Below are 21,806 nucleotides of genomic sequence, written 5' to 3'. Positions count from 1 at the left end.
AGATGGGGAGTTTCCAGCCGGTTACCAGCGAAATCGGAGCTGCCTGCTGCGAAGCGAGACACCTTTGCGATTTCGCGCTACCCACCCGTATATGTCCGATCCCGTCACCATCCTCGTCGATGCCGACGCCTGCCCGGTGAAGGAGGAGATATACCGCGTTGCGCAGCGTCACCGCGCGCATGTCCGGGTCGTCAGCAACAGCCCTTTTCGCATTCCGGTCAGCGACAGGGTCAAGCGCGTGCTGGTCGATGACGACTTCGACGCCGCCGACAACTGGATTGCCGAAAATGCGGGGCAGCGCAGTGTGGTCATCACCGGCGACATCTTGCTGGCCGAGCGCTGCATCGCGGCGGGAGCGCAGGTTCTTGCCCACAATGGCAAACCGTTCGATGCGGCGAGCATCGGTAGCGCGGTGGCCGTCCGCGCAATCATGGAAGACCTGCGCGCCGGTATGGACGGCATAGGCGGCGGCCCGCCCCCGTTCAGCAAGGCTGACCGTTCCCGCTTCCTCCAGTCGCTCGACAGCGTGCTGGTGAAGCTGGGGCGCTAACATCGCCGCCATAACGGTAGATAAAGAGGCGGGCCCCAAAGAGCTCGCCAGCACAATCCGCCCATGCAAAGAGGGCAGCCGAAACGGCCGCCCTCAGTCGCCCGATCAAACGGGCGCTTGCACTATGCGAAGCCCTTAGTCGTTAACGACGAATGTGATCTTCAGCGTGCAGCGCCATTCGGTAATCTCGCCATTGCTGACGGTGGCCTTGGTATCCTTGACCCAGACACCCTGGATGTCCTTGATCGTCTTGGACGCGCGCTTCACGCCTTCGCGCACCGCGTCTTCAACACTGGTGGGCGACGATGCGATGATTTCTGTGACCTTAGCGACGGACATGATATCTTCCTAAAATAACTGATTGATATTTAACCAAGCGCTGCCTGAGGTGGTTGTTCCGAGGCTATTGGTCCCAAGCGCCGTGCAGGAACCGCAGATCGCTCGTGAAGTTCTGACGCCATGAACCGCAAAACCCTCGCCGCGCTCGCCCTTGCTCCTGCCATGCTGGCCATATCCGCCTGTGCCGGTTCGCCCGGCCCGGTCGGCAATGCATCTGTTCCGCAGCCTGCACAGGCGGTGGCGATCGATGCCTATCTCGGCAAATGGTACGAGTATGGCCGATACGAAGCGCCCTTCCAGGAGGGCTGCGAAGGCGTGACGGCACAGTATTCGCGCCGCGACGATGGCAAGATCAAGGTGGTCAACTCCTGCTTCAAGGACAGTCTGGATGGCGAATTCGATCAGTCCACCGGCAAGGCCAAGATTGTCGAGGACAGTGCCGGGGCAAAACTGAAGGTCAGCTTCTTCGGTCCGTTTTACGGCGATTACTGGGTTCTCGACCGGGGGCCGCAAGGCGCAGACGGGCTTTATGACTGGTCGATCGTCGGCGAACCGAGCGGACGCTACCTGTGGATGCTGACCCGCGATGCGCAGCCCGATGCGGCGACCCGCTCCCTGCTGGAACGCCGCGTAAAGGAATTGGGCTATGACTGGGGGCTGGTCCGCATGACGCAGCAGCCAGCCAACTAACGAGACTGCGCCCTCTCGACTTTTCGCCCGTGCCAGCGCACAGCGCGGCGATGAGCACTCCCGATGAAGACTATGTCTATGACGAAGACAGCGGCGAATGGCTGCCCGCTTCGGAACTCGCTGCCCTCCAGGCGAAAGCCGATCAGGTGGAGGTTCGCGATGCGGTGGGCAATCTGCTGGCCGATGGCGACCAGGTCACGCTGATTAAGGATCTTACCGTGAAGGGCGCGGGCAAGACGCTGAAGCAGGGCACGCTGATCCCCTCTATCCGTCTGACCGGCGACGCACAGGAAATCGACTGCAAATACCCCGGGATCAAGGGCCTGGTGCTGCGCGCGGAGTTCGTGAAGAAGCGCTAAGGCAGCGGATCCTTCGCCCATTCTGCCGAATTCATGCAGGGTAGCGCCATGATTGCGAGTATCGCTGGCGGCGGGGGCATACCGCCCCGATTGGAACCGATCATGGCCAAAGGCCAACAGAAGAAAACCCGTGAAGCGCGCAAACCCAAGAAAGAAAAGGTCAAGACCAACGCATCGAACCCCAGCCTGAAGGCCGGGACGATCAAGGGGCTTGAGAACATGAAGAACTCGTAAGAGCTGATCGACTGGCGCCTGCAGTGCAAGCGCCAGTCGGATCGTTACTTCTAGCTGGCCATGTGCTTAGCTTGCGTCGGCCGCTGCACCGCCTCGTTGCAGCACGCCCAATACTACTGCCACCAGCAAGAGCGCCGGCACATCGCCCAGAAGATGGCCCCCATGCATGGGTTGCTGGACAGCCTGTATCGCCATGACCGCCGCGTGGACCACGCTCGACCAGATGGTGAACCAGATCAGCGAGCGGTGGGCAGAAGGCTGGGCGGACGCGCGGATCAGGAAGATGCCCAGCGTCGCATATACGCCGACAATCATGGCGTAGTAATTATTGCTCAGCGGCGCACCTTCGTGCCACGCCCATCCCGCGGGCCAGACCAGCGCGAGCGGATATATCAGGCAGAAAATAACGCCGAATACGAACAGTGCGACCTGCAGATAGGTGTATTTGCCAAGCATGACATGGCCCTCCTTCCGGAGCGACCCTGCCGCATGAATACTGCGCGGCGCCTTCCAACGCAAATCCGGCAGGTCCGCAAGACGCCGCAGGATTTGCGCGAAGTCTCAATCCGGCTTGGACTGCTTGGCCTTGTGTTCCGCCAATAGCCGGTCGATTTCAACGATACGCAGGCGCTGCGGCGTGTCTTTCGCCAAACCCTTGAGCCGGCACGTGGCCCACAGCTGCCGGCGTTCGGATTCCAGGTTCTTGCGGTAAAGGTCGGCCATGATGTCTCCTGCGAGTAGGCGTGCGCCCTAGCGGCAGATGCGCTGCGGGGACAGCGCTTTGGTGGATACCCCGCGATCCGGGGAACGGCGACATGGCTCAACCGCTGTCGATGTAACACCAACTCAGGAGCGCACCATGACAGACAAGACCCCGCAACAGCATCTGGACCACATCGCCAAGGCGATGAAAGATATCGATTTTGCCATGCTCAACACGCACACGGCAGACGGCCAGATCGGCGCGCGCCCGATGAGCAATAACCGCCAGGTCGATTTCGATGGCGACAGCTATTATTTCACGTGGGAAGATTGCCGCATGGTGGACGATATCAAGTCCAACCCCAAAGTCGGCCTGTCCTTCCAGGGCGCACCTTCCCCGCAAGGCGCACCGGGCATCTTCATCTCGGTGGAAGGCAAGGCCGAGGTCGTCCGCAACAAGGATGCATTCAAACAGCACTGGGTCGAAGACCTCGAACGCTGGTTCGAAAACGGCGTGGACACCGAAGGCATGGTCATGCTGCACGTCCATTCGACCCGCGCCGCCTATTGGGACGGCGAGGACGAAGGCGATTTCGACATTCCGCAGTAATAGCGATCACGCCGACATAACCCGCCCGCCGGACGAAGGTGACACCGTGTCACTTTTCCCGGCGGGCGCTACCCTGCTGCAAAATCTCGATTAATTCCTCGTCGCCAAGGGCGGACGGACAGTGGATCGGGGCGCCGCTCTCACCCTCATCCTCGTCCTCGGCCCAATCATCCTCGCCATCGTGGTCCAGCGCGTCACGCAGCGCCCGTCCGCTCCCGAACTGGCGCAAGGCGGCCAGCTCGCCCGGATCGTCCGGCCCGGGTGCGCCGGTGCACACCGCATCCCCCGCTTCCAGCTGCGCCAGCAGTCCTTCGAAATCGCGCGCATGACATTCCGCCTGCGGGGCGAGCCGCCCCAGCGCCGGATTGCCGCCCAGTGTCATCTTGCCCAGCAGCGCCACCGTCAGCCGCTCGTCATATTTGCGATAGCTGCCGACCTGCTCGCCCTGGAAGAACACCGGCACTTCCACCCCGTTCAGCGCCCGGTCGAGCGCCGCATGGGCGAGCACATCGTAGGAATGATGAAACGCCACCTCCCACGCAAGATCGAACGCCTGCCCCTTCAGCTTGGAGCGCAAGCGATAGGCCGACTGGCGGCTCATCCCCACCGACTTCGCCGCCGCCGAGACCGAGTGCGTGGCGGAAAGCTGGCGCAAGAACGCCGCCTGCTTGGCGAGCGACCAGCCATCATGGCGGCGGCTGGCCGGAGTGATTGAGGGATCATGCTTGCTCATTGGCAAGGATAGGGCAGATTTTATTAGTGTAGGAAAGCTGGAGGTTCGCTACGGAAATTAAGTCAATAATTTCTAGGTCACATTATGCCTGAAGCGATCATAGTCGATTGGTACGGTCCGTACCATTCCAAGGATGAACTGAAACGCGAAGCAACCGATTTCGACGACGGGACTTGTTGTCTTTATATGTCAGTCCAGTCTCACAACCGGATCGGATACATAGGATTGACTGAGAGACCAAACTCACGATTTAACAATCACGAGAAACTCGCGCATCCCGACAACAAACGGTTTTACATCGGGGAGGTTAGGACACGCGGAGCAAGCGGGCGCCGAATCAAGCGGCATCGCACCGACCACGCTGCCGCTGAACACGCTCTAATCGCATATCTGCGGCCCCCACTGAACAAGAACCTGAGCAAGAAGGATCTTGCCGATTGCTGCGTTGTTTTTTCGAGATTCTTCAGCGCTGAAGATGGAGAGGAGCCGGTTGACGTTCTCCCCAAATTCCCGCGCCTTCTAGCCTATGACAGCTATCGAAAAGAATTTCTTGTTTGAGTACCTTTGTCCATACCGTGCTTTTGTAGGCTTAATTCGCAGTACCGGTTGGTGCACGCGTCAAAATAACAAGTAATCCATCCTCACGAAAGCAACACCGCCCGGAACGCGGTAAAGAAGGAAGCGCTGAGAAAAGCAGATTCCGGCTTTCGCGATGTAATCGCGGGGGGACACAATGACGGATGAGCTACGGCGTCAGTGGAGGGGTTGGCGGCGCAACCTTGACTATAGCAACTTCATCTCACTTTATAACTCAGTGCTAAAAAAGTGCAGCGGCTGCACTTTTACATCGAGGAATTCTAAAAATGTCTCACCCATATGTGCCAAGTGGCGGAATTCTTCAATCAGCCATCAGTCAATTTCGACAATCGTTCCCAGCTAAAATTGACTCGGACACATTGAAGAAGCTTGCGATTGCTTCTGGCAATGAAAACGGCGTCATAAATGTGCTAAAGTATCTCGAAGCGGTGAACCAAGAAAACAAACGCACTCAAATCGGGCAAGATCTATTTTCGCTGCATGACGATCAAGAATTTGGTGAAAAACTCTCAGAGTTAGTTGAATCTGCATATTCTGATCTATTCGAACTCAGGTCGAACGGAGCTTGGAACGCAAATCAAGATGATCTGATTTCTTTCTTCAGACGTTCCGACGGTACTAGCGCAGTTGTCGGGAAGAGGCAGGCTATTACTTTCCAGACTTTGGCCTCGCTGAGTGGGAAGCGCGAAGAGGAAATTCTCACGCGCGGACCGCGAGGGCCAAACAAAGTCTCAAAAAAGAAGGTAACTCTAGAACCGCGTGTGAATGAGGGAGCTCAAAAGCCGCCAAAACCTGCCGAAAAAGTCGTCGTTCCGCGAAGCGGATCGGACGTAGCGCTTACGGTTCGTGTTGAGGTCAACCTGCCGGCGAATGCTTCAAAAGATGCTTACGATCATATCTTCGCTAGTATTAAAAAGAATCTGATCGATGGCAATTCTTGAGCAATTCGAATGGGTTGTCAGAAATGTATCGTTCTTCACGGACGAGCCAGCCTCCCAAGAAGGAGACCAACACCCCTTCGTCATTAGGGACATTCACACCAAGCTACCAAAAAAAGTAACTAAGCTCTTCGATGACGCCCACTATGCTGAAGCCACGTTTCATGCCGCAAAGTTTGTAGACCGGCGCGTTGCGAAAATGTCAGGTCTAGAGTTGTCCGGTGCGGCCCTTATGCAGCAGGCATTTAACGACAAGAATCCAAAAATGGCGTTAAACGCCCTTTCGAACGAAACCGAGAAGACTGAGCAAAAAGGCTACATGTCACTGTTTGTAGGGCTCGTTTGGGCGATACGGAATCCGAGAGGTCACGACGCTTCCATTCGCGATGAGCAGTCACTCTGTCTAGAGCACCTGAGCTTCATCTCGATGCTAATGAGACGACTTGAGGAGGCAGGGCAAACCTTCTAGCGTCAATCCGCAACGCTATGCGAGGGGGCCCAATCCTAGTCCTCCGGTTAATACAACCGCTCGCCGATGTCTTTATAGACCTTGCTCATCTCGCATATTCCTTCCTCGGCGGCCTTGCGGCTCGCTTCGGCGTTGTCCCCGCTCCACTTCTCGCTTTTGAGGAAGCCGTCGGCGCTCTGGTTCTGCTTGGCGCCGAAGTCGCATGCTTCCTGCCTATCTCACCTTGCAGCAGGTGCGATCCCTACATCGGCGTTACCCGCGCGGTGATCTTGATTTCCACTTCGCCCTCGGCGGCATAGAGGCGGTCGACGTCGATCGCGGTCCAGGCCGGGAATGGCGCTTTGACATAGCGGTTTTTCACCGCCGCCAGCGCGGGCATCGAGGCGTCTATATCGACATGGTAGGTGGTGATGTCGATCACGTCGTCCCAGCTCGACCCGGCCCGTTCGAGCACGGTGCCGAGATACTGGAAGCTGCGCTCGTAAGCTTCTTCGCGGGTCATCCCTTCGGGCGCGGGGCCGAGGATCACGCCCGACAGATAAACGGTATCGCCGTGGATCACTGCTTCGGAAAAGCCGAATTGCTCCATGAAGGCGCGCGCGCCCTCGTCCTCGGGCATGATTGTGTGCTTGCTGCCCGCTTCGTGGCCATCGGCCAGCGCGGGTGCAGCAAGGCCGAGCGCAAGCGCGGCGGCGAGTAATTTGGGGCGCATCGTCATCATTCGGTTTCCTCTTCCGGCAAATACAGCTTGTCGCCCTTGGCTTTGTACAGCTCGCTCATCTCGCGCATGCCTTGCTCGGCGGCCTTGCGGCTCGCTTCGGCGGTGTCCGCGCCCCATTTCTCGCTTTCAAGGAAGCCGTCGGCGCTCTGGTTCTGCTTGCTGGCAAAATCGCGCACTTCCTGGCTGATCTTCATCGAGCAGAATTTCGGGCCGCACATGGAGCAGAAATGCGCGGTCTTGGCGCCTTCTGCGGGGAGCGTCTGGTCGTGAAATTCCTCGGCCGTGTCCGGGTCAAGGCTGAGGTTGAACTGGTCGCGCCAGCGAAACTCGAAGCGCGCTTTTGACAGGGCATCGTCGCGAACCTGTGCCGCGGGGTGGCCCTTGGCCAAATCGGCAGCGTGGGCGGCCAGCTTGTAGGTGACCACGCCCACCTTCACATCGTCGCGGTCGGGCAGGCCGAGGTGTTCCTTCGGCGTGACGTAGCAAAGCATCGCCGTGCCGTACCAGCCGATCTGCGCGGCGCCGATGCCGCTGGTGATGTGGTCGTATCCTGGCGCGATATCGGTGACGAGGGGCCCAAGCGTGTAGAACGGCGCTTCGCCGCACACTTCCAGCTGCTTGGTCATGTTCTCCTTGATCTTGTGCATGGGCACGTGGCCCGGGCCTTCGATCATCACCTGCACATCGGATTTCCACGCTCGGTGGGTCAGCTCGCCCAGCGTGTAGAGTTCCGCGAACTGCGCTTCGTCATTGGCGTCGGCGATGCTGCCGGGGCGCAGACCGTCGCCCAGCGAATAGGCGATGTCATAGGCTTTCATGATCTCGGTGATGTCGTCGAAGTGCTCGTAGAGGAAGCTCTCCTTGTGGTGCGCGAGGCACCATTTCGCCATGATCGAACCGCCGCGGCTGACGATGCCGGTAACGCGCTTGGCCGCCATCGGGACATAGGGCAGGCGCACGCCGGCATGGATGGTGAAATAGTCGACGCCCTGTTCGGCCTGTTCGATCAGCGTGTCGCGGAAGATTTCCCACGTCAGGTCTTCGGCCACGCCGCCGACCTTCTCCAGCGCCTGGTAAATCGGCACGGTGCCGATGGGGACGGGGCTGTTGCGGATGATCCATTCGCGGGTGTCGTGGATGTTGCGGCCCGTCGACAGGTCCATGACGGTGTCGGCGCCCCAGCGGATCGACCAGACCATCTTGTCGACCTCAGCCGCCACATCCGATGCGACGGCGGAGTTGCCGATATTGGCGTTGATCTTGACGAGGAAGTTGCGCCCGATCGCCATCGGTTCGCTTTCGGGGTGGTTGATATTGTTGGGAATGATCGCACGGCCGCGCGCCAGTTCGTCACGGACGAATTCCGGCGTGACATATTCCGGGATTTCCGCGCCCCAGCTGTTTCCTTCGATCTCGCGGCGAATGTATTCGCGGCCGAGATTTTCGCGCTCGGCGACATATTCCATCTCGGGCGTGATGATGCCCTGGCGCGCGTAATGCATCTGGCTGACATTGGCACCGGGCTTGGCGCGCAGTACGCGTTTGTGGACGTTGGGAAATGCAGGGACACCGCCCGAACGATCGGGGCCGAGCTGGCCATTGTCTTCCGGCTTTACTTCGCGGGCGTCATATTCCTCGACATCGCCGCGGGCCAGGATCCACTCGCGGCGCTTCTGTTCCAGGCCTGCACGGATGTCGATCGTGGCGTTGGCATCGGTATAGGGACCGGAGGTATCGTAGACGCGCACGCTGGGTTCGCCGCCTTCAAGGTCGATTTCGCGCATGGCAACCTGGATACCGGAGCCGCTTTTCGCGCCGATGTGGACCTTGCGGCTGCCGCGGATCGGGCCGGTGGTGACGCCAATGTCGAATTTGCTGTTGATGTCGGCCATGCGAAATGTCTCCAGTTGGCGAATGGAGAGCGGGCCGGAATCACGTGCCGCCCACTCCCTCCGCCGATGCTAATCGGTTCAGGTTCGACGGGTCGGGCGGCGCTTACCCCGCCCCTCTCAGCGCAAGCGCGCTCCCCGGGGATGCAGGCGGTCTAGCCGAGGCAGCGGCAGGAATCCAGCGCCGTCATCGGCAATCGCGGCCGCAAGATTAGCGCCGGCTGGGGTAACGCTCACAGGCGACGCCGTCACCGTCGCCGTCCATTTCGATCCGATAGCCTGGCTCGCCTCGGTGAAGCGGTGTCGCGCCCGCAGCCTGAGCTTGGCGGCAGCCAGAATAGTAGACTGTACGTGGAGCATTGCGCACCGCCTCCATCGCTTTGAGCTGGCGTTCACGCTCTGCCAGCATGGCCCGCATTTCCTGGGCGGCCAAAGGGTCGCTCTCCCTGAATTCAGCCGGGGCCTGAAACTCGGTGGACCAGATGCCTGCTGAGTTCAGGCGCGCGAGATCCTCCCACTCGCCATAATCGGGGTCGGTGCCCTCGAGCGCCACGGCAAGGCCCATACGGACCATCTCCTGGCCCAGATCGCGGCCGTCCACCGTGCAGGTCGCAATGACCTGCCCAAGCGCATCGGTTCCGCGCTGGGTGCATTTGACCCGCTTTCCGTCAACAAGCGCCTTAAGCGCAGCGCTCGCATATTCACCGCAGTTCCACACCTTGTCGCCGCGCAGGCAGGTCTGGCGCGCCTCCAGTGCATCGATGCCCGCCAGCGCAAAGGTGGCCCCCGTCATTTGCAGGGAATCGCCGTCGAGCGCTGTCGCCTGGCCGAAGTAGAGCTGCGCTGCAGCAGGCGATGAAAGTCCGACAAAGGCTGCGATTATCAGTCTGATATGCATTGCGGGCACTTTCTATCTACGGGCAATCGATTACGGGCAATCAATCGCCTTTCTGGTTAAACCGGCGAAGCAGCGCCGTCGCTGCCGCTCCAAGGGGCAAGAGACATCTCGTCGGGAGACGGCGAACAGATGCGATCCTTGGCCTCAACAAGTTACCAATTGCTAACCAAGCACGGGCTGCGTCTAGGAAATATCCGCCAAGATCGCGCGCACCTGCAAGCAGTTGATACAAAAGAACAACGCGCGTGAAGCGGCCCTGTCTATCGATCTGCCTTAAATGACGAAATTCGCAGGATCGATGCCATCGGGCCAGCCGCGTCTTTTCCAGACTTCGACGAGGCCGATTTCGCTTGCGAACTGGGGGAACTCATCGTGCTCGCGGACCAGTCTTGCATTCCGGGTGTCCGCCCAGATCTGCGCCAGTGCTCCTGGCAAATAAGTTGCCGAAACCTTGCGGCAGGCGTCCATGAAAAGTTTCGGCCGGGCGAGTATGACCGGCATGATAAGGGCGCCTGCATTGGGCTGGATCAGGCCCTTCTCCATCCGGCGGCGCATGGATGAGGCGAGAATTGTTCGCGCCCATTCCTTCCCGTGGACCACTGCTTTGATGATCAGGAACCGGCTCCCGATCACGCCGAACAGATTGGCGAAAAGCGGCGCAAGTTCATGGTATCGCGCGTGCAGCAGGGCTTCGGCTTCGGCGGTTTCGCCGCGCTCCACCAGCAACCAGATTGCCGTGATGCCGGATGGCAGGATTCCCAGATCGAAAGCGCGCAGATACGGCTCTTCCGATTGCTCCGTTTCGCCCAGCGTGAACCGGGCCGTGCTGACCAGCGACTGACCCGCGATAGAAAGCGGTTCGGAGCGCAACACCTGCTCGAGATGCCCCAATCCCTCTTTCATCAGCCCGCACGCAATCAACACGACGGCGAGGTAATAATGCGTCATCGGAGAATTCGGTGCGCGGTCAAACAGCGTTTGTGCCAGTTCGCAGTGCCTGTCGAACCGCACATCGTGAGCGGCCACGAAAAATCGCGGAACAGCCGTGACCGGCTCGTGAGGGGAAAGCCGGAAAGCATGCTCAGCTGCCTTGCGCCCTTCGGCCAGATGATGGCGCCATTCGGGCGTGCTTGAGTATTCAAGCATGAAGAAATGGGCGATCGACAGGAAGGCCCATGCCTGCGCGAATTCGGGATCGCGCTCGACCGCCTCACCCAGCAACGCAATCGCCTTGGGCAGGGTGTGCTTGCCGTCCTGCTGGTGAGTCGCATTGCGACCCTCCAGGAAGAGTTGATAGGCGTCCGTATCGCGGGTGAGCGCCTTGCCGCTTTCTACGGGCATATTCACTTGCAAGCCCATCATGTCGGCGAATGCGGACACCACTTCGGCAGCGACCTCATCGTAGAACGCAAACAAGTCGCTGGGCTGGCCGTTGAACTCGCGCGACCAACGGTGAAAACCATCCTCTGCCGAGACCAACTGGGCAGTGACGCGGAGCTGGTCGGCCTGCAGCCTGACCGATCCTTCCATTACAAAGGCAACGCCAAGTTTTCGGGAAATCTGGGTTGTGTCCATCCCGGCATCGCGGACCGCGAAAGACGACACGCGGCCCGTCACATGGGCGCCTTCGATCTGGGCAAGCCCGTTGATGATTTCCTCGGCGATCCCGTCACCCAGATAGCGCCGATCCCCCTGCCTGCTCATGTCATCGAAGGGCAGTACCGCCACGGAATTCGGCGGAGCGGGCACGTAGACCGAGGGTTCCGAGGGATCACCATATGAGGGGCCGGTCGCAGGACTTATCGGCTCCACTTCGGCAACCAGGCTATAACCTTCTTTCGGAATGGTCTTGATGACGCCCTGCTTGCCCCCGCTATCGCCGAGCGCGGTGCGCAGCAACGATATCGCGCGTGACAGGCGTTCGTCTCCGCCAAACCGAACTGACCAGATGGCTTCGACCAGCGTGTCCCGTGACACGACCTGCCCGCAGCGCTCGACCAGTATCGTGAGAACGGACATCACCTTGGGTTCGAGCGAATGGCTTTCGCCCTCACGCTCGATCGTTCGTGCAACAAAATCGATGCGCGCGTCCCCAACGCGAAAGCAAGCCAACCCAGTCCCCAACAGTGATTGTCCAGCGCCCTGAGGGCATTCCTAAACAAACCCTAAGAAATTGGGAAGGTATCATTTCTTCCGATCGCCCATCAATCAGGTCGCGGGATAACCCGGCAATCTTTTGGACTGAAAAATACCAACAAAAGGACATGACCATGATCAAGACAATTGCAAACGCACGGACATTGGCGCTCACCCTTGCAGGCGGCGCTCTGCTCGCCAGCGCACCGGCTGCCGCCGAGATCAGTATATACGAGGATTACGAGGTTTCGGATTCGGTCTACGAGATGGTCACCGTCGACATCGACGCGGGCGAGTGGGAAAACTATCTCGAAAACCTGCGGTCAACCTGGGTGGCCGGCAACGAAGTGGCCAAGCGCCTCGGCCACATCGAAGACTATGCGATCTATACCAATATGAACGGAGAGGGCGAAGCATTCGACCTCTTGCTGGTCATCAAGTTCGCCAAGACTGCAGACATGGGCCCCAGCAAGCAGCGTTATGCCGAATTCATGACGGCATACGGCGCCCAGCAGGAAGAGCGCAGCCAGCGCGTTGTCCGCGATGTCTATAACAAGATCCGCCGCCTGACGGGTTCTTACCACGTTCGCGAAGTCACCTTCGTGGACTGATAATTCGGCCCACGCGACCCGGGCCGAACCCCTGGCGCTGCTCTTTTAGGTGCAGTTGCCGACAAAGAACCGGCAGGTTGTCAGTCCCGACCTGCCGGTTTTTTGTGTGCGCAGCCCAGACGCGCCGCGCCATGCCTGCAGCCGGCGATGCTCTGTAATTGTGAGAAAATGGATGCCCCGTGAGGATTCGAACCTCAATTGACGGAGTCAGAGTCCGTAGTCTTACCATTAGACGACGGGGCATCACCAACGGCCGGGCTGTAGAATCGCAACCAAAGCCGGAAGAGGGGCGCACTTAGTTTCGCGCAGGGCGGCGGTCAACCCTTGTGCTTGCCCCAAAGCGCCTTCGCGGCTAGCGTTGCAGGCAAGTCCCCGTGCGCACTCGTTCGTGCGGGAGGATAGAAAGATGACACCCCATGGCGGATCAAACTCCGCCGGACAGTAAAAGGGGGCACGGAAAAAAGAGGGGCGGACCGTCCGGCAACGTAGCCGATTTCCGCTACAAGCGCCCCTCCCGGCCCGATGGCAAGACCGGCCGCAAACCGGCTCCGCGCGGTGGACAGCCGCGCGCTGCGGATCCGAGTGCATCCAAATTCACACCGAACATTGGCCGCCCCCAAAACCGGCGACAAGCTTATGCCGCGCTGGATCTGGGCACGAACAACTGCCGGCTCCTGATCGCCCGCCCTTCGGGCGAAAACTTCACCGTCATTGATGCTTTCAGCCGCGTCGTGCGCCTTGGCGAAGGCTTGGCAGCAAGCGGAAAGCTGTCCGATGACGCGATGGACAGAACGCTTGCCGCGCTCAATGTCTGCGCGGAAAAGCTGCGCCGCCGTCACGTCTATCTGGCGCGATCGGTTGCCACGGAAGCCTGCCGCCGCGCGTCCAATGGCGAAGCCTTCATCGAGCGCGTGCGCGAAGAAACCGGCATCGTACTGGACATTATCTCTGCCCAGGAAGAGGCCCGGCTTGCCGTGCTGGGATGTCATGTCCTGCTCGAAGAGGGTCCCGGCCCGGCGGTTATCTTCGACATTGGCGGCGGTTCGACCGAACTGGTGCTGGTCGAGCCGAGCGGCGCGGTCCCGCGGATCCTCGACTGGATGAGCGTCCCGTGGGGAGTGGTTTCGCTGACCGATACGGTCAGCGGGTCGGACGAGAGCATGGAAGCGCGGCTGGACCGATACGGGCGCATGCGCAAGACGGTTTCCGACAGCTTCAGGCCGTTCGCCGAACGGATCGCCTCCAACGCCCGCTGCGAGCATCCTATCCGGCTGCTGGGCACCAGCGGCACGGTGACTACACTTGCCAGCCTGCATCTTGAGCTACCGCAATATGATCGACGCGCGGTGGACGGGTTGATCCTGGAATCGCAGGCGATGCGCGACATCTCCACCAAGCTGTCGCATATGAGCGGGGCTGAACGACAGCTCTTGCCTTGCATCGGCGATGACCGCGCCAATCTGGTGGTGGCAGGCTGTGCCATCCTGGAATCGATTCTCGACATCTGGCCCTCGGAAACGCTGGGCGTGGCCGACCGCGGCATCCGCGAAGGGATTTTGCGCAGCTTGATGGCAGCAGATGTAGAGGCCGCGCGCAGCAAGGCCTCGCTCTACCCAATGCGGGAGCAGGACGTATGAGAGCTTTTAATCCCGGCTGTCTGTTGCCGCCGATCGCGGCAGCCAACAGAAAGATTCTTCCATGAGCAGGTCGGGTAAGGATCGCGACACGCGGGTGCGCACCGCCAAGAAACGCACGGCATCCTCCACGCGCTGGCTGCAGCGGCAGTTGAACGATCCCTATGTCAAGCAGGCAAAGGCGGACGGCTATCGCAGCCGTGCGGCCTACAAGCTGATCGAGCTGGACGAGAAATTCGGCCTGCTCAGGAACGCGACGCGTGTGGTCGATCTCGGCATTGCGCCCGGCGGCTGGAGCCAGGTCGTGCGCAAGGTGAAACCCAAGGCCAGCATCGTCGGGATCGATTTGCTCCCGACCGAGCCCATCGAAGGCGTCACCATTTTCGAAATGGATTTCATGGACGATGATGCGCCGCGCATCCTCGAAGAGGCGATGGGCGGAAAAGCCGATCTGGTGATGAGCGATATGGCCGCCAACACCGTGGGTCATAAACAGACTGACCATTTGCGCACCATGGGACTGGTTGAAGCCGGTGCATGGTTTGCGGTCGAGAATCTCGACAAGGACGGCACCTTCATCGCGAAGGTGCTGGCGGGCGGAACCGACAAGGACTTGCTCGACCTGCTCAAGAAGCACTTCAAGACGGTCAAGCATGCCAAGCCCCCCGCCAGCCGCAAGGATTCCAGCGAGTGGTACGTCATTGCCCAGGGCTTCAAGGGCGACTGATCGAAGACAAGAAAAACCCCGCGGGAAGCGGGGTCTTTCCATCATCTTTTCAGTAGCTGGGTCGTGCGACCCGGCTGCGTCCTAGTTTTCAGCAGCACTGTTTGCGGCAGCGACCGGCTGGTCGGCACTCATCGCGCCAGCAGCTTCTGCACCGTCGGCCGCGACACCTTCAACCGGACCGGGGCCGGCGCCGGGCGCATCTTCAGCCACAGCTTCTTCGACCGCCGCAGGTGCAGGCTTGGCCGGCGCACCGCCATAGGTCGCCATGAATTCCATCACATTGGCACGATCTTCGGGCTTGGAAAGACCCGCGAAGCTCATCTTGGTGCCGTTGGCAAAGCCGCGCGGGCTGGTCAGCCAGGCGTTCATGTTTTCCCAGCTCCACTCGCCGCCCTTGTCGGACAGGGCCGAACTGTAGGCGAAACCTGCTGCATGAGCGCCGATCGGCGTGCCCATCACACCGTAAAGGTTGGGGCCGATGCCATTGGCACCACCTTGATCGATGGTGTGGCAAGCGGTGCACTTGGCGAAAACCTTTTCACCTGCTGCCGCGTCGGCGCTGGCCAGAACGGTGCCAAGGTCGGGGCCGGACTCTTCCGCGCCTACTTCTTCACCCTTTACGAAATAGCCGTAATCCTGGCCTTCCGGGTAATCGTGTGAATCGGCGTGGAAAAACATGCCAGAGGCGATCGACGCCCCGAGAGCCACGATGCCAGCGAAGAGAACCCATCCGGCGGCGGTGTTGAAACGATCGTCCATTGCGTGAAAGCCTGTGAGAATCCGAGATATCTAAGGTTGGGCGTGGCTCTAGTGCCGTGAGCGCCGCTGTGCAAGTGCGCCTTGCGCAACAGTTAGTGCAAATGCGCTTGCGATGGGCAAACCTGCGCCCTAGCAGCGTCGGCCTATGCGTAATTTCGCCCAACCCGCGCTCGCCATGGTCGACTCCATGCGCCGTGCCGCCACCGCCCAGCCGGCAAGCGCCATCGCATTTGGCGGCGCGCCCGGTTCGAATTCGCACCAGGCTGCCATGCAGTTTGCGCCCGACGCGTTGCCGCTGCCGTTCCTCGGCTTCGAGGATGCGCTGGATGCAGTGAAAAACGGAACTGCGGGCTGCGCGATGATCCCGATCGAAAACAGCCAGCATGGCCGGGTCGCGGACATTCATTTCCTGCTTCCCGAAAGCGGTCTTTCGATTGTGGCCGAACATTTCATGCGCATCACTCATGCGCTGATGGCCACCGGACCCGGACCGTTCGAGGCTGCGTACAGCCACCCGCAGGCGCTGGGCCAGTCACGCGAATACCTTCGTCAGCGGGGCATCGTTCCGATGAGCCATGCAGACACGGCCGGCGCTGCGGCCTATGTCGCCGAGCAGCAGAACCCGACGATATCCGCCCTCGCCCCGCCGATGGCAGCCGAGCTCTACGGCCTCAGGATTGTCGAAGACGCGGTCGAGGATGCGCATGACAATACCACCCGCTTCGTGGTGCTGGCCAAGGACGCCCGCAACGCAGCGGAACTGGCGGGCGAGCAGGCGATGACTACATTCATCTTCGAGGTGAAGAACGTGTCTGCCGCCCTGTACAAGGCGCTGGGCTGCTTTGCCACGAACGGTGTCAACATGACCAAGCTGGAAAGCTACCAGAAGGGCGCGAGCTTTGCCGCGACCATGTTCTATGCCGATATCGAAGGCGCACCCGGCGATCCGCGTGTCGATGCAGCGCTGGAAGAACTGGCGTTCCAGTGCAATTCGGTCCGCCTGCTCGGCAGCTATGCCCAGGCACGCAAACGCGGCTGACAAGCGAGCCGGGGCGTACGCCTATTCGTCGCCGTAGATCGCCACTTCTTTGATGCCGCCGCTGGTCGCACGGCCGCGGTACATGCCCGCAGTGTTGAAGCTGTAGAGGGCATGACCTTCGGGCGTGACGAGAATGATCCCGCCGTCGCCGCCCAGTTCCTTTACATCGGCCATTACTTCGTCGCTGATTTTCTGCGCTTGCTCGGCCATTCCCGGGATTGCCCGCGCCTCGCCGTTCGAAATCTGCTTCCTCAGGAAATTCCCGATTTCCTCAACGACTCCATCAGCCGGCATTTTTGCGAAACGCAATTGCGCACAAATCTCGTGCGCCACGCCGACGCGAATGAAATATTCGCCCCAGCCGGTGGCCGAGACCGCGCAGCTGCGATTGTCGGCATAGGTGCCTGCCCCGATAATCGGCGCATCTCCGATCCGGCCCCAGCGTTTGCCGGTCATCCCGCCGGTGGAAGTTCCGGCTGCCAGATTGCCTTCCCCGTCCAGCGCCACCGCGCCGACTGTGCCGAACTTGATATCAACATCGAGCGCAGAGAGCTTGTCGGCCTTCATCCGTTCCAGCGCTTCGCGGCGGCGTTCGGTGTCGAAATAGCTGGACGGGACAATCTCGATACCCTGCTCGACTGCAAAATCCTGGGCCCCATCGCCTGAAAGCATCACGTGCGGGCTATCGGTCATGACCTTGCGCGCCAGCAGGATCGGATTGCGCACCGCCTTCACCCCGGCGACCGCCCCCGCATCGCGTGTACGCCCGTCCATGATCGAGGCGTCGAGTTCGTGACCCTCTTCCCAAGTATAAACCGCACCGCGGCCAGCATTGAAGCGGGCATCATCTTCAAGGATCAGGATGACCGCCTCGACCGCATCCATCGCCGTTCCGCCATCGTCCAGAACCTTGGCCCCGGCATCGAGCGCGGCTTGCAAGGATGCCCGGTGAGCCGCATCTTCTTCCGGGGTCATATTCTCCCGCGCAATGGTCCCGGCGCCGCCGTGGATGGCCAGCGACCAGCTAGTTTCGACGGGTGCCTGGGCGATTGCGGGAGCCGTGCCAGCGAGCGCGAGGCCCGTTAGCGACAGGGCGAATGCGGTAAGGAATCGTCTCATCAGCTTGTGATAGCAGGCAAAGTTATCCACTCCACCCCTTCCGCGTTTTTTGTAAGAAAGCGCCATCGTGCTAGGCCTCGACGTTACGGAAACCAATAGGGGAGAGGTTTCGTGATTTTCGACAGATACAGATTTGACCAGGAGGTCGCGATGCAGCTTGGAGAGAAGCTGATCTACGCGGTCGTCGCATTGGTCGTTACATGGCTGGTGGCACGCGCCGCCAAATGGGCATTTGCCAAGCTCGTAGACAACGTCGCCTTTTTCAAACGCGGCACCGGAAGCGGTGCCAGCCTGGGAGAATCCCTGGGCAAGATCGTTGGCCTGCTTATCTGGCTGTTCGGCCTTTTGATCGTACTCAACATACTCGAACTGGGCGGGGTCGCAGGACCGATCGACAGCTTGCTCGAGAATGTCGTCGACTTCGTGCCCAACTTGCTGTGGGCGGGCTTGATCTTCTTCATCGGCATGATGGTGGCGCGGATTGTCCGCGATCTGGTCGTCACCACATTGCAGACAGTCGATTTCGACAAATGGGCCAACAGGGGCGGCGTGGACAATGTCACTGGCAATACCGCCATCAGCAAGACGATCGGCACGATTGTCTATGTCCTGATCGCCATTCCGGTTGCCATCGCCGCGCTTGAACAGCTGGAAATCCAGTCGATCAGCGAACCTGCATCGGACATGCTGCGGATGATCTTTGCCGCCATCCCGAACATTATCGCAGCCGCGATCCTGCTCGGCATCGGCTACCTGATCAGCAAGTTCGTGGTCCAGATCGTGAAGGAAGTGCTTCCGGGCCTCGGCGTGGACCGGGCATTGGCCGAAAGCGGACTGGTTGCCGAAAACACCACGGCGAGCGGGATTATTGCCCGTGTCGCACAGGTGGCAATCATACTGTTCTTTGCCATCGCTGCCACGCGCATCCTCGGCTTCCCGGAGCTTACCGCAATCCTCGACCAGCTGCTTGAGCTGGGCGGGCGCGTGATCTTCGGTGCAGTTGTGATTGCCTTCGGTTTCCTGATTGCGAACATGCTGGCAAGGCTGATTGCCGGTGACGATGAAAACTCGACCGCAGCGACCATTGTGCGCTGGGCGACGATCATCCTGTTCGTGTTCATGGGCCTGCAGTTCACCGGCATCGGCGGAATGATCCCGGCCAATGCGCTGACGATCCTGATCGCCGGTGTTGCAGTGGCGGGCGCCCTGGCCTTCGGGCTTGGCGGACGTGACTGGGCCGCACGCAAGCTTGACCAGATGGACAATGATCTGGGCGGCGGCAGTGCATCGGCTCCGAAGCCGAAACCGCGCAAGGCCGCGGCTCCGAAAAGCAGTGATCCACTGCCCCCGGGCGCATAAGCAAAACTATAACGAGACCCCAAGGGGACGCAGGAAGGGGGTGCGAGGCGAAAGCTCTCGCGCCCCCTTTTCTTTGTGCTAGGCTGGTTGCGGTAAAGGGAGAGAATTGCGATGGGCGAGTTTGGTTTTGAAAGCACTGCAGACGATGTGCTGGCGGACAAGGACCTGTCGGGCCGAACGGCCTTGATCACAGGTGGCTACTCCGGGCTTGGCCGCGAAACTGCCCGTGCGATGGCCGCCAAGGGTGCGCATGTCATCCTGTCCGGACGCGATGAAACCAAGCTGGCCGAAGCCGCGGCGCAAATTGCTGAAGAAACCGGCGCGAAGGTCGAGACACTCGCCTGCGATCTCGCTTCGCTGGACAGCGTCCGCAAGGCGGCCGCAGAAGCGAACGAACGGTTCGACAAGATCGACCTGCTGATCAACAATGCGGGCGTTATGGCCTGCGATCAGGCGCAAACTGCCGATGGCTTCGAAATGCAGTTCGGGACCAACCACCTTGGCCATTTCGTCCTGGCCAATCACCTCGTCCCGCTGCTGGAGAAGGGTGAAGATGCGCGCATCGTGAACCTGTCGAGCCGCGGCCACCATATCGCGCCCGTCGACTTCGATGATCCGAACTTCGAAAGCCGCGATTACGACAAATGGGTCAGTTACGGCCAGTCGAAAACCGCCAACGTGCTGTTTGCGGTGGGCCTCGAAAACCGGCTCGCCGACAAGGGTATTCACGCATATTCGCTGCATCCCGGCGGGATCATGACCAATCTGAGTCGCCACATGAGCCAGCAGGACATGGCGGACCTGATGGAGCGTATCCGCAAGAATGCGGAGGCCGCCGGCCAGACGCCGGAACCGTTCAAGACCATACCGCAAGGCGCGGCGACCACTTGCTGGGCCGCGACGGCCGATGAATTGCAGGGCGCAGGCGGGCTGTACTGCGAAAACTGCCACGTCGCGGACCAGGACGATGAAAGTCCCAGCGGCGGGGTGCGCAGCTATGCGATCGATCCAGACAATGCGGAACGCTTGTGGTCCATTTCGGAGGAGATGGTCGGCGAAACTTTCGCCTATTAGGCGGCTCTGGTAACAAGCCCTTCGGATAGCCAGCGGCCCAGCATGGCGCCTGCAAGCGTGATTGCCTGCTCTTCGCCCATTCGGTCCACCAGCATTTCGCACGCCTCGCCGTAGGTGGCATCCTGCATCATGGCGGACAGCGCATCGCCCTCTTCCTCCTGTATCAGGATGAATACGGGCCGTTCGCCTTCGCGCCAGACGACCGCGCACATGGCACATGGCAGCCGCTGGATGTCGGGCTGAACGTCATTTGCGGCAAGTGAGGTCCACAAGGGCTTCAGGTCGTGATGCACGGTCCGCAACCCTGTCCCTGGTACGATTTCCAGCCGCAGACCTGCCCAATCCTGTTCGCTGAACGCGGCAGTGGCCGTGGCAAAGTCTGCCATCTCTAGCGGCGCTACATCGCGGGCAACAAAGGCGCAGTGCATGGCCCATTCGAGCCACGCGAGTTCGGCAACCTCGGGATCGCCAGCGAACAGTTGCACACAGGTTTCGTCAAAACCTGCACCGGCCATATCGAGCGTCCAGCTGGATGGGGGCTTGGCAATCAGGTGATGCGCTGCAGCGCGGGCGAAGCTTTCTTCGCCCACCAATCTCTCGGTGCGCTCGAAAGTGGATCTGAGCGCATCGATCAAGGCCGAGCGATAGTTGTTACGATAAATGGCAAGACCCGCCGCATGGCGCTTGTTCCAATGACCGGGCAACGGCAAATCCTCATCGAGGATGTTGGAAAGCATGGCCTCCTGCATCTGCGCAAGGGCGCTCATGCCGCTACTGCCTGATGGCTCGCCGAGAGGCTGCGGGCGCGTTCGAGTTCGCACAGGAGTTCGCCAACCGGCGGAATCTTGTCGTCGCGTTCGATCATCGTGGCGACAGGGCCGGTTTTGGCGATGGTATCAGCATATAGCGCCCAGACCTCGTCGCAGACTTCACGGTCATGCGTGTCGATCAAAATTTCTCCGGGCGTGTGTCCGGCTAGGTGAATCTGGCGCACTCTATCGAGCGGGAGACCGCCCACGTATTCGGCGGCTGAAAAGCCGTGGTTCTGCGCGCTGACATAAACGTTGTTCACGTCCAGCAGAAGGTAACATCCGGTCCGGCGCGCCATCGCGGACAGGAATTCCCATTCGGCCATCTCGTCTTCCGGGAAAGTGAGATAGCTGGAAGGGTTCTCGAACAGCATCGCCCGCCCCAGCGCTGTTTGCGCGCGGTCGATGTTCTCGCACACCGTATCCATCGCTTCCTGCGTCAGCGGCAGCGGGAGCAGGTCGTGCGAATTGTGCGCGCTGGTGCGGGTCCAGCACAGATGGTCGGAAACCCACAGTGGGTCGATCCGGTCGGCCAGCAGCTTGAGGCGCACAAGATGGTCCGCATCCAGCCCATGCGCCGAACCGATCGACATGGACACCCCGTGGAGAATGACGGGATGTTTCGCGCGGATCTGTTCCAGCAGGCGCAGCGGCATGCCGCCTTCGACCATGTAATTTTCCGAGATCACCTCGACAAAATCGACGGGCACATCGCCGTCCAGAAAGTCGGTGTAGTGGGTACGGCGAAGGCCGAGCCCGAAACCGGAAAATGGTGCGATATCGTGCATCTGTTGATGTCCGTTAAATGGC

Annotated in this window: 25 protein-coding genes, 1 tRNA gene and 1 riboswitch; of the genes, 13 read left to right on the top strand and 13 right to left on the bottom strand. The window is 60.3% G+C overall.

All coding sequences use genetic code 11. The features are described 5' to 3' along the window. Positions 1 to 91 precede the first annotated feature (91 nt). Positions 92 to 550, top strand: a complete 459-nt coding sequence (locus tag K3166_RS01150; RefSeq protein ID WP_221422888.1) for a YaiI/YqxD family protein — start codon at positions 92 to 94, stop codon at positions 548 to 550. A gap of 135 nt (positions 551 to 685) precedes the next feature. Here K3166_RS01150 and K3166_RS01145 read toward each other — a convergent pair whose 3' ends face one another. Next, entirely contained in the window at positions 686 to 889 is a 204-nt protein-coding gene (locus K3166_RS01145) for a dodecin family protein (RefSeq protein ID WP_221422887.1), read from the bottom strand. Between the two features lie 120 nt (positions 890 to 1,009). On the opposite strand from K3166_RS01145, the gene K3166_RS01140 reads away from it, so the two are divergent. The 3 genes from K3166_RS01140 to K3166_RS13500 all read left to right on the top strand — a co-directional run bounded on the left by K3166_RS01140 (position 1,010) and on the right by K3166_RS13500 (position 2,172). After that, positions 1,010 to 1,579 carry a lipocalin family protein gene (locus K3166_RS01140; RefSeq protein WP_221422886.1) on the top strand — a complete coding sequence of 190 codons (570 nt, stop codon included), beginning with the start codon at positions 1,010 to 1,012 and terminating at the stop codon, positions 1,577 to 1,579. Positions 1,580 to 1,629: 50 nt separating this feature from the next. After that, positions 1,630 to 1,938: an alkylphosphonate utilization protein gene (locus tag K3166_RS01135; RefSeq protein WP_221422885.1), complete on the top strand. Its 309-nt coding sequence runs from the start codon at positions 1,630 to 1,632 to the stop codon at positions 1,936 to 1,938. 102 nt (positions 1,939 to 2,040) lie between these two features. After that, on the top strand, positions 2,041 to 2,172 hold the full coding sequence (locus tag K3166_RS13500) for a hypothetical protein (RefSeq protein ID WP_282098805.1): 132 nt from the start codon (positions 2,041 to 2,043) through the stop codon (positions 2,170 to 2,172). Positions 2,173 to 2,238: 66 nt separating this feature from the next. Here K3166_RS13500 and K3166_RS01130 read toward each other — a convergent pair whose 3' ends face one another. Continuing rightward, the gene (locus tag K3166_RS01130) at positions 2,239 to 2,628 is read right to left on the bottom strand and encodes a DUF6632 domain-containing protein (RefSeq protein ID WP_221422884.1); all 390 of its coding nucleotides are present in this window, start codon (positions 2,626 to 2,628) and stop codon (positions 2,239 to 2,241) included. Between the two features lie 105 nt (positions 2,629 to 2,733). Next, the gene (locus K3166_RS01125; protein WP_221422883.1) at positions 2,734 to 2,895 is read right to left on the bottom strand and encodes a hypothetical protein; all 162 of its coding nucleotides are present in this window, start codon (positions 2,893 to 2,895) and stop codon (positions 2,734 to 2,736) included. 136 nt (positions 2,896 to 3,031) lie between these two features. On the opposite strand from K3166_RS01125, the gene K3166_RS01120 reads away from it, so the two are divergent. Further along, the gene (locus tag K3166_RS01120; protein ID WP_221422882.1) at positions 3,032 to 3,484 is read left to right on the top strand and encodes a pyridoxamine 5'-phosphate oxidase family protein; all 453 of its coding nucleotides are present in this window, start codon (positions 3,032 to 3,034) and stop codon (positions 3,482 to 3,484) included. Between the two features lie 49 nt (positions 3,485 to 3,533). Here K3166_RS01120 and K3166_RS01115 read toward each other — a convergent pair whose 3' ends face one another. Beyond that, positions 3,534 to 4,217: a hypothetical protein gene (locus tag K3166_RS01115; RefSeq protein WP_221422881.1), complete on the bottom strand. Its 684-nt coding sequence runs from the start codon at positions 4,215 to 4,217 to the stop codon at positions 3,534 to 3,536. An 863-nt stretch (positions 4,218 to 5,080) separates the two neighbouring features. Between K3166_RS01115 and K3166_RS01110 the strand changes: the two genes are divergently transcribed. Continuing rightward, the gene (locus K3166_RS01110; protein WP_221422880.1) at positions 5,081 to 5,755 is read left to right on the top strand and encodes a DUF5343 domain-containing protein; all 675 of its coding nucleotides are present in this window, start codon (positions 5,081 to 5,083) and stop codon (positions 5,753 to 5,755) included. Next, complete coding sequence (locus tag K3166_RS01105) at positions 5,742 to 6,221, top strand: TIGR02391 family protein (protein WP_221422879.1); 480 nt, start codon at positions 5,742 to 5,744, stop codon at positions 6,219 to 6,221. Before K3166_RS01110 ends, K3166_RS01105 begins: the two co-directional genes overlap by 14 nt. Positions 6,222 to 6,462: 241 nt before the next feature. On the opposite strand, the gene K3166_RS01100 is transcribed toward K3166_RS01105, so the two are convergent. From K3166_RS01100 to K3166_RS01085, 4 genes are all read right to left on the bottom strand, one after another. Beyond that, positions 6,463 to 6,942 (bottom strand): RidA family protein, encoded by a 480-nt coding sequence (locus K3166_RS01100; protein WP_221422878.1) that lies wholly within the window; start codon positions 6,940 to 6,942, stop codon positions 6,463 to 6,465. Continuing rightward, positions 6,939 to 8,834 (bottom strand): phosphomethylpyrimidine synthase ThiC, encoded by a 1,896-nt coding sequence (gene thiC / locus K3166_RS01095; protein WP_221422877.1) that lies wholly within the window; start codon positions 8,832 to 8,834, stop codon positions 6,939 to 6,941. Before thiC ends, K3166_RS01100 begins: the two co-directional genes overlap by 4 nt. A gap of 38 nt (positions 8,835 to 8,872) precedes the next feature. Next, a riboswitch (TPP riboswitch) is annotated at positions 8,873 to 8,982 on the bottom strand. Positions 8,983 to 9,042: 60 nt separating this feature from the next. Then, positions 9,043 to 9,729 carry a thermonuclease family protein gene (locus tag K3166_RS01090; protein ID WP_221422876.1) on the bottom strand — a complete coding sequence of 229 codons (687 nt, stop codon included), beginning with the start codon at positions 9,727 to 9,729 and terminating at the stop codon, positions 9,043 to 9,045. Between the two features lie 273 nt (positions 9,730 to 10,002). After that, entirely contained in the window at positions 10,003 to 11,841 is a 1,839-nt protein-coding gene (locus K3166_RS01085) for a winged helix-turn-helix domain-containing protein (RefSeq protein ID WP_221422875.1), read from the bottom strand. 158 nt (positions 11,842 to 11,999) lie between these two features. On the opposite strand from K3166_RS01085, the gene K3166_RS01080 reads away from it, so the two are divergent. Then, entirely contained in the window at positions 12,000 to 12,476 is a 477-nt protein-coding gene (locus K3166_RS01080; RefSeq protein ID WP_221422874.1) for a hypothetical protein, read from the top strand. A 169-nt stretch (positions 12,477 to 12,645) separates the two neighbouring features. Here the strand turns inward: K3166_RS01080 and K3166_RS01075 are convergent. Beyond that, positions 12,646 to 12,719 (bottom strand) — tRNA-Gln (locus K3166_RS01075). Between the two features lie 173 nt (positions 12,720 to 12,892). Here K3166_RS01075 and K3166_RS01070 point away from each other — a divergent pair. Further along, on the top strand, positions 12,893 to 14,113 hold the full coding sequence (locus tag K3166_RS01070; protein WP_221422873.1) for a Ppx/GppA phosphatase family protein: 1,221 nt from the start codon (positions 12,893 to 12,895) through the stop codon (positions 14,111 to 14,113). Positions 14,114 to 14,174: 61 nt separating this feature from the next. Then, positions 14,175 to 14,837 carry an RlmE family RNA methyltransferase gene (locus tag K3166_RS01065; protein ID WP_221422872.1) on the top strand — a complete coding sequence of 221 codons (663 nt, stop codon included), beginning with the start codon at positions 14,175 to 14,177 and terminating at the stop codon, positions 14,835 to 14,837. An 81-nt stretch (positions 14,838 to 14,918) separates the two neighbouring features. Here the strand turns inward: K3166_RS01065 and K3166_RS01060 are convergent, their stop codons facing one another. Then, a complete protein-coding gene (locus tag K3166_RS01060) occupies positions 14,919 to 15,596 on the bottom strand; it encodes a c-type cytochrome (protein WP_221422871.1) in 678 nt (225 codons plus the stop codon). Between the two features lie 145 nt (positions 15,597 to 15,741). Between K3166_RS01060 and K3166_RS01055 the strand changes: the two genes are divergently transcribed. Beyond that, complete coding sequence (locus K3166_RS01055) at positions 15,742 to 16,635, top strand: prephenate dehydratase (RefSeq protein ID WP_221422870.1); 894 nt, start codon at positions 15,742 to 15,744, stop codon at positions 16,633 to 16,635. Positions 16,636 to 16,656: 21 nt separating this feature from the next. Here the strand turns inward: K3166_RS01055 and K3166_RS01050 are convergent, their stop codons facing one another. Further along, positions 16,657 to 17,754, bottom strand: a complete 1,098-nt coding sequence (locus K3166_RS01050) for an isoaspartyl peptidase/L-asparaginase family protein (RefSeq protein WP_221422869.1) — start codon at positions 17,752 to 17,754, stop codon at positions 16,657 to 16,659. A gap of 111 nt (positions 17,755 to 17,865) precedes the next feature. On the opposite strand from K3166_RS01050, the gene K3166_RS01045 reads away from it, so the two are divergent. Both K3166_RS01045 and K3166_RS01040 read left to right on the top strand, forming a co-directional pair. Further along, a complete protein-coding gene (locus K3166_RS01045) occupies positions 17,866 to 19,113 on the top strand; it encodes a mechanosensitive ion channel (protein ID WP_247714677.1) in 1,248 nt (415 codons plus the stop codon). 111 nt (positions 19,114 to 19,224) lie between these two features. Next, positions 19,225 to 20,187 (top strand): SDR family NAD(P)-dependent oxidoreductase, encoded by a 963-nt coding sequence (locus K3166_RS01040; RefSeq protein WP_221422868.1) that lies wholly within the window; start codon positions 19,225 to 19,227, stop codon positions 20,185 to 20,187. Here the strand turns inward: K3166_RS01040 and K3166_RS01035 are convergent. Both K3166_RS01035 and bufB read right to left on the bottom strand, forming a co-directional pair. Next, positions 20,184 to 20,954 carry an HvfC/BufC N-terminal domain-containing protein gene (locus K3166_RS01035; protein WP_221422867.1) on the bottom strand — a complete coding sequence of 257 codons (771 nt, stop codon included), beginning with the start codon at positions 20,952 to 20,954 and terminating at the stop codon, positions 20,184 to 20,186. The genes K3166_RS01040 and K3166_RS01035 overlap by 4 nt on opposite strands. Beyond that, positions 20,951 to 21,784 carry an MNIO family bufferin maturase gene (gene bufB / locus K3166_RS01030; protein WP_221422866.1) on the bottom strand — a complete coding sequence of 278 codons (834 nt, stop codon included), beginning with the start codon at positions 21,782 to 21,784 and terminating at the stop codon, positions 20,951 to 20,953. Before bufB ends, K3166_RS01035 begins: the two co-directional genes overlap by 4 nt. Between the last annotated feature and the right edge of the window lie 22 nt (positions 21,785 to 21,806).

The organism is Qipengyuania psychrotolerans (genome assembly GCF_019711355.1).
GTDB lineage: Bacteria > Pseudomonadota > Alphaproteobacteria > Sphingomonadales > Sphingomonadaceae > Qipengyuania > Qipengyuania psychrotolerans.
This window is presented reverse-complemented; position numbering and strand designations above follow the sequence as displayed.

What these genes read in the sequence shown, in the direction of transcription:
- K3166_RS01035 (WP_221422867.1), bottom strand. Translation starts at nt 20,954, where the DNA reads ATGAGCGCCCTTGCGCAGATGCAGGAGGCCATGCTTTCCAACATCCTC.
- K3166_RS01130 (WP_221422884.1), bottom strand. Translation starts at nt 2,628, where the DNA reads ATGCTTGGCAAATACACCTATCTGCAGGTCGCACTGTTCGTATTCGGC.
- K3166_RS01055 (WP_221422870.1), top strand. Translation starts at nt 15,742, where the DNA reads ATGCGTAATTTCGCCCAACCCGCGCTCGCCATGGTCGACTCCATGCGC.
- K3166_RS01065 (WP_221422872.1), top strand. Translation starts at nt 14,175, where the DNA reads ATGAGCAGGTCGGGTAAGGATCGCGACACGCGGGTGCGCACCGCCAAG.
- K3166_RS01100 (WP_221422878.1), bottom strand. Translation starts at nt 6,942, where the DNA reads ATGATGACGATGCGCCCCAAATTACTCGCCGCCGCGCTTGCGCTCGGC.
- K3166_RS01115 (WP_221422881.1), bottom strand. Translation starts at nt 4,217, where the DNA reads ATGAGCAAGCATGATCCCTCAATCACTCCGGCCAGCCGCCGCCATGAT.
- K3166_RS01145 (WP_221422887.1), bottom strand. Translation starts at nt 889, where the DNA reads ATGTCCGTCGCTAAGGTCACAGAAATCATCGCATCGTCGCCCACCAGT.
- K3166_RS01050 (WP_221422869.1), bottom strand. Translation starts at nt 17,754, where the DNA reads ATGAGACGATTCCTTACCGCATTCGCCCTGTCGCTAACGGGCCTCGCG.
- K3166_RS01070 (WP_221422873.1), top strand. Translation starts at nt 12,893, where the DNA reads ATGGCGGATCAAACTCCGCCGGACAGTAAAAGGGGGCACGGAAAAAAG.
- K3166_RS01060 (WP_221422871.1), bottom strand. Translation starts at nt 15,596, where the DNA reads ATGGACGATCGTTTCAACACCGCCGCCGGATGGGTTCTCTTCGCTGGC.
- thiC (WP_221422877.1), bottom strand. Translation starts at nt 8,834, where the DNA reads ATGGCCGACATCAACAGCAAATTCGACATTGGCGTCACCACCGGCCCG.
- K3166_RS01135 (WP_221422885.1), top strand. Translation starts at nt 1,630, where the DNA reads ATGAGCACTCCCGATGAAGACTATGTCTATGACGAAGACAGCGGCGAA.
- K3166_RS01110 (WP_221422880.1), top strand. Translation starts at nt 5,081, where the DNA reads ATGTCTCACCCATATGTGCCAAGTGGCGGAATTCTTCAATCAGCCATC.
- K3166_RS01090 (WP_221422876.1), bottom strand. Translation starts at nt 9,729, where the DNA reads ATGCATATCAGACTGATAATCGCAGCCTTTGTCGGACTTTCATCGCCT.
- K3166_RS01105 (WP_221422879.1), top strand. Translation starts at nt 5,742, where the DNA reads ATGGCAATTCTTGAGCAATTCGAATGGGTTGTCAGAAATGTATCGTTC.
- K3166_RS01140 (WP_221422886.1), top strand. Translation starts at nt 1,010, where the DNA reads ATGAACCGCAAAACCCTCGCCGCGCTCGCCCTTGCTCCTGCCATGCTG.
- K3166_RS13500 (WP_282098805.1), top strand. Translation starts at nt 2,041, where the DNA reads ATGGCCAAAGGCCAACAGAAGAAAACCCGTGAAGCGCGCAAACCCAAG.
- K3166_RS01125 (WP_221422883.1), bottom strand. Translation starts at nt 2,895, where the DNA reads ATGGCCGACCTTTACCGCAAGAACCTGGAATCCGAACGCCGGCAGCTG.
- K3166_RS01040 (WP_221422868.1), top strand. Translation starts at nt 19,225, where the DNA reads ATGGGCGAGTTTGGTTTTGAAAGCACTGCAGACGATGTGCTGGCGGAC.
- K3166_RS01080 (WP_221422874.1), top strand. Translation starts at nt 12,000, where the DNA reads ATGATCAAGACAATTGCAAACGCACGGACATTGGCGCTCACCCTTGCA.
- K3166_RS01120 (WP_221422882.1), top strand. Translation starts at nt 3,032, where the DNA reads ATGACAGACAAGACCCCGCAACAGCATCTGGACCACATCGCCAAGGCG.
- K3166_RS01150 (WP_221422888.1), top strand. Translation starts at nt 92, where the DNA reads ATGTCCGATCCCGTCACCATCCTCGTCGATGCCGACGCCTGCCCGGTG.
- bufB (WP_221422866.1), bottom strand. Translation starts at nt 21,784, where the DNA reads ATGCACGATATCGCACCATTTTCCGGTTTCGGGCTCGGCCTTCGCCGT.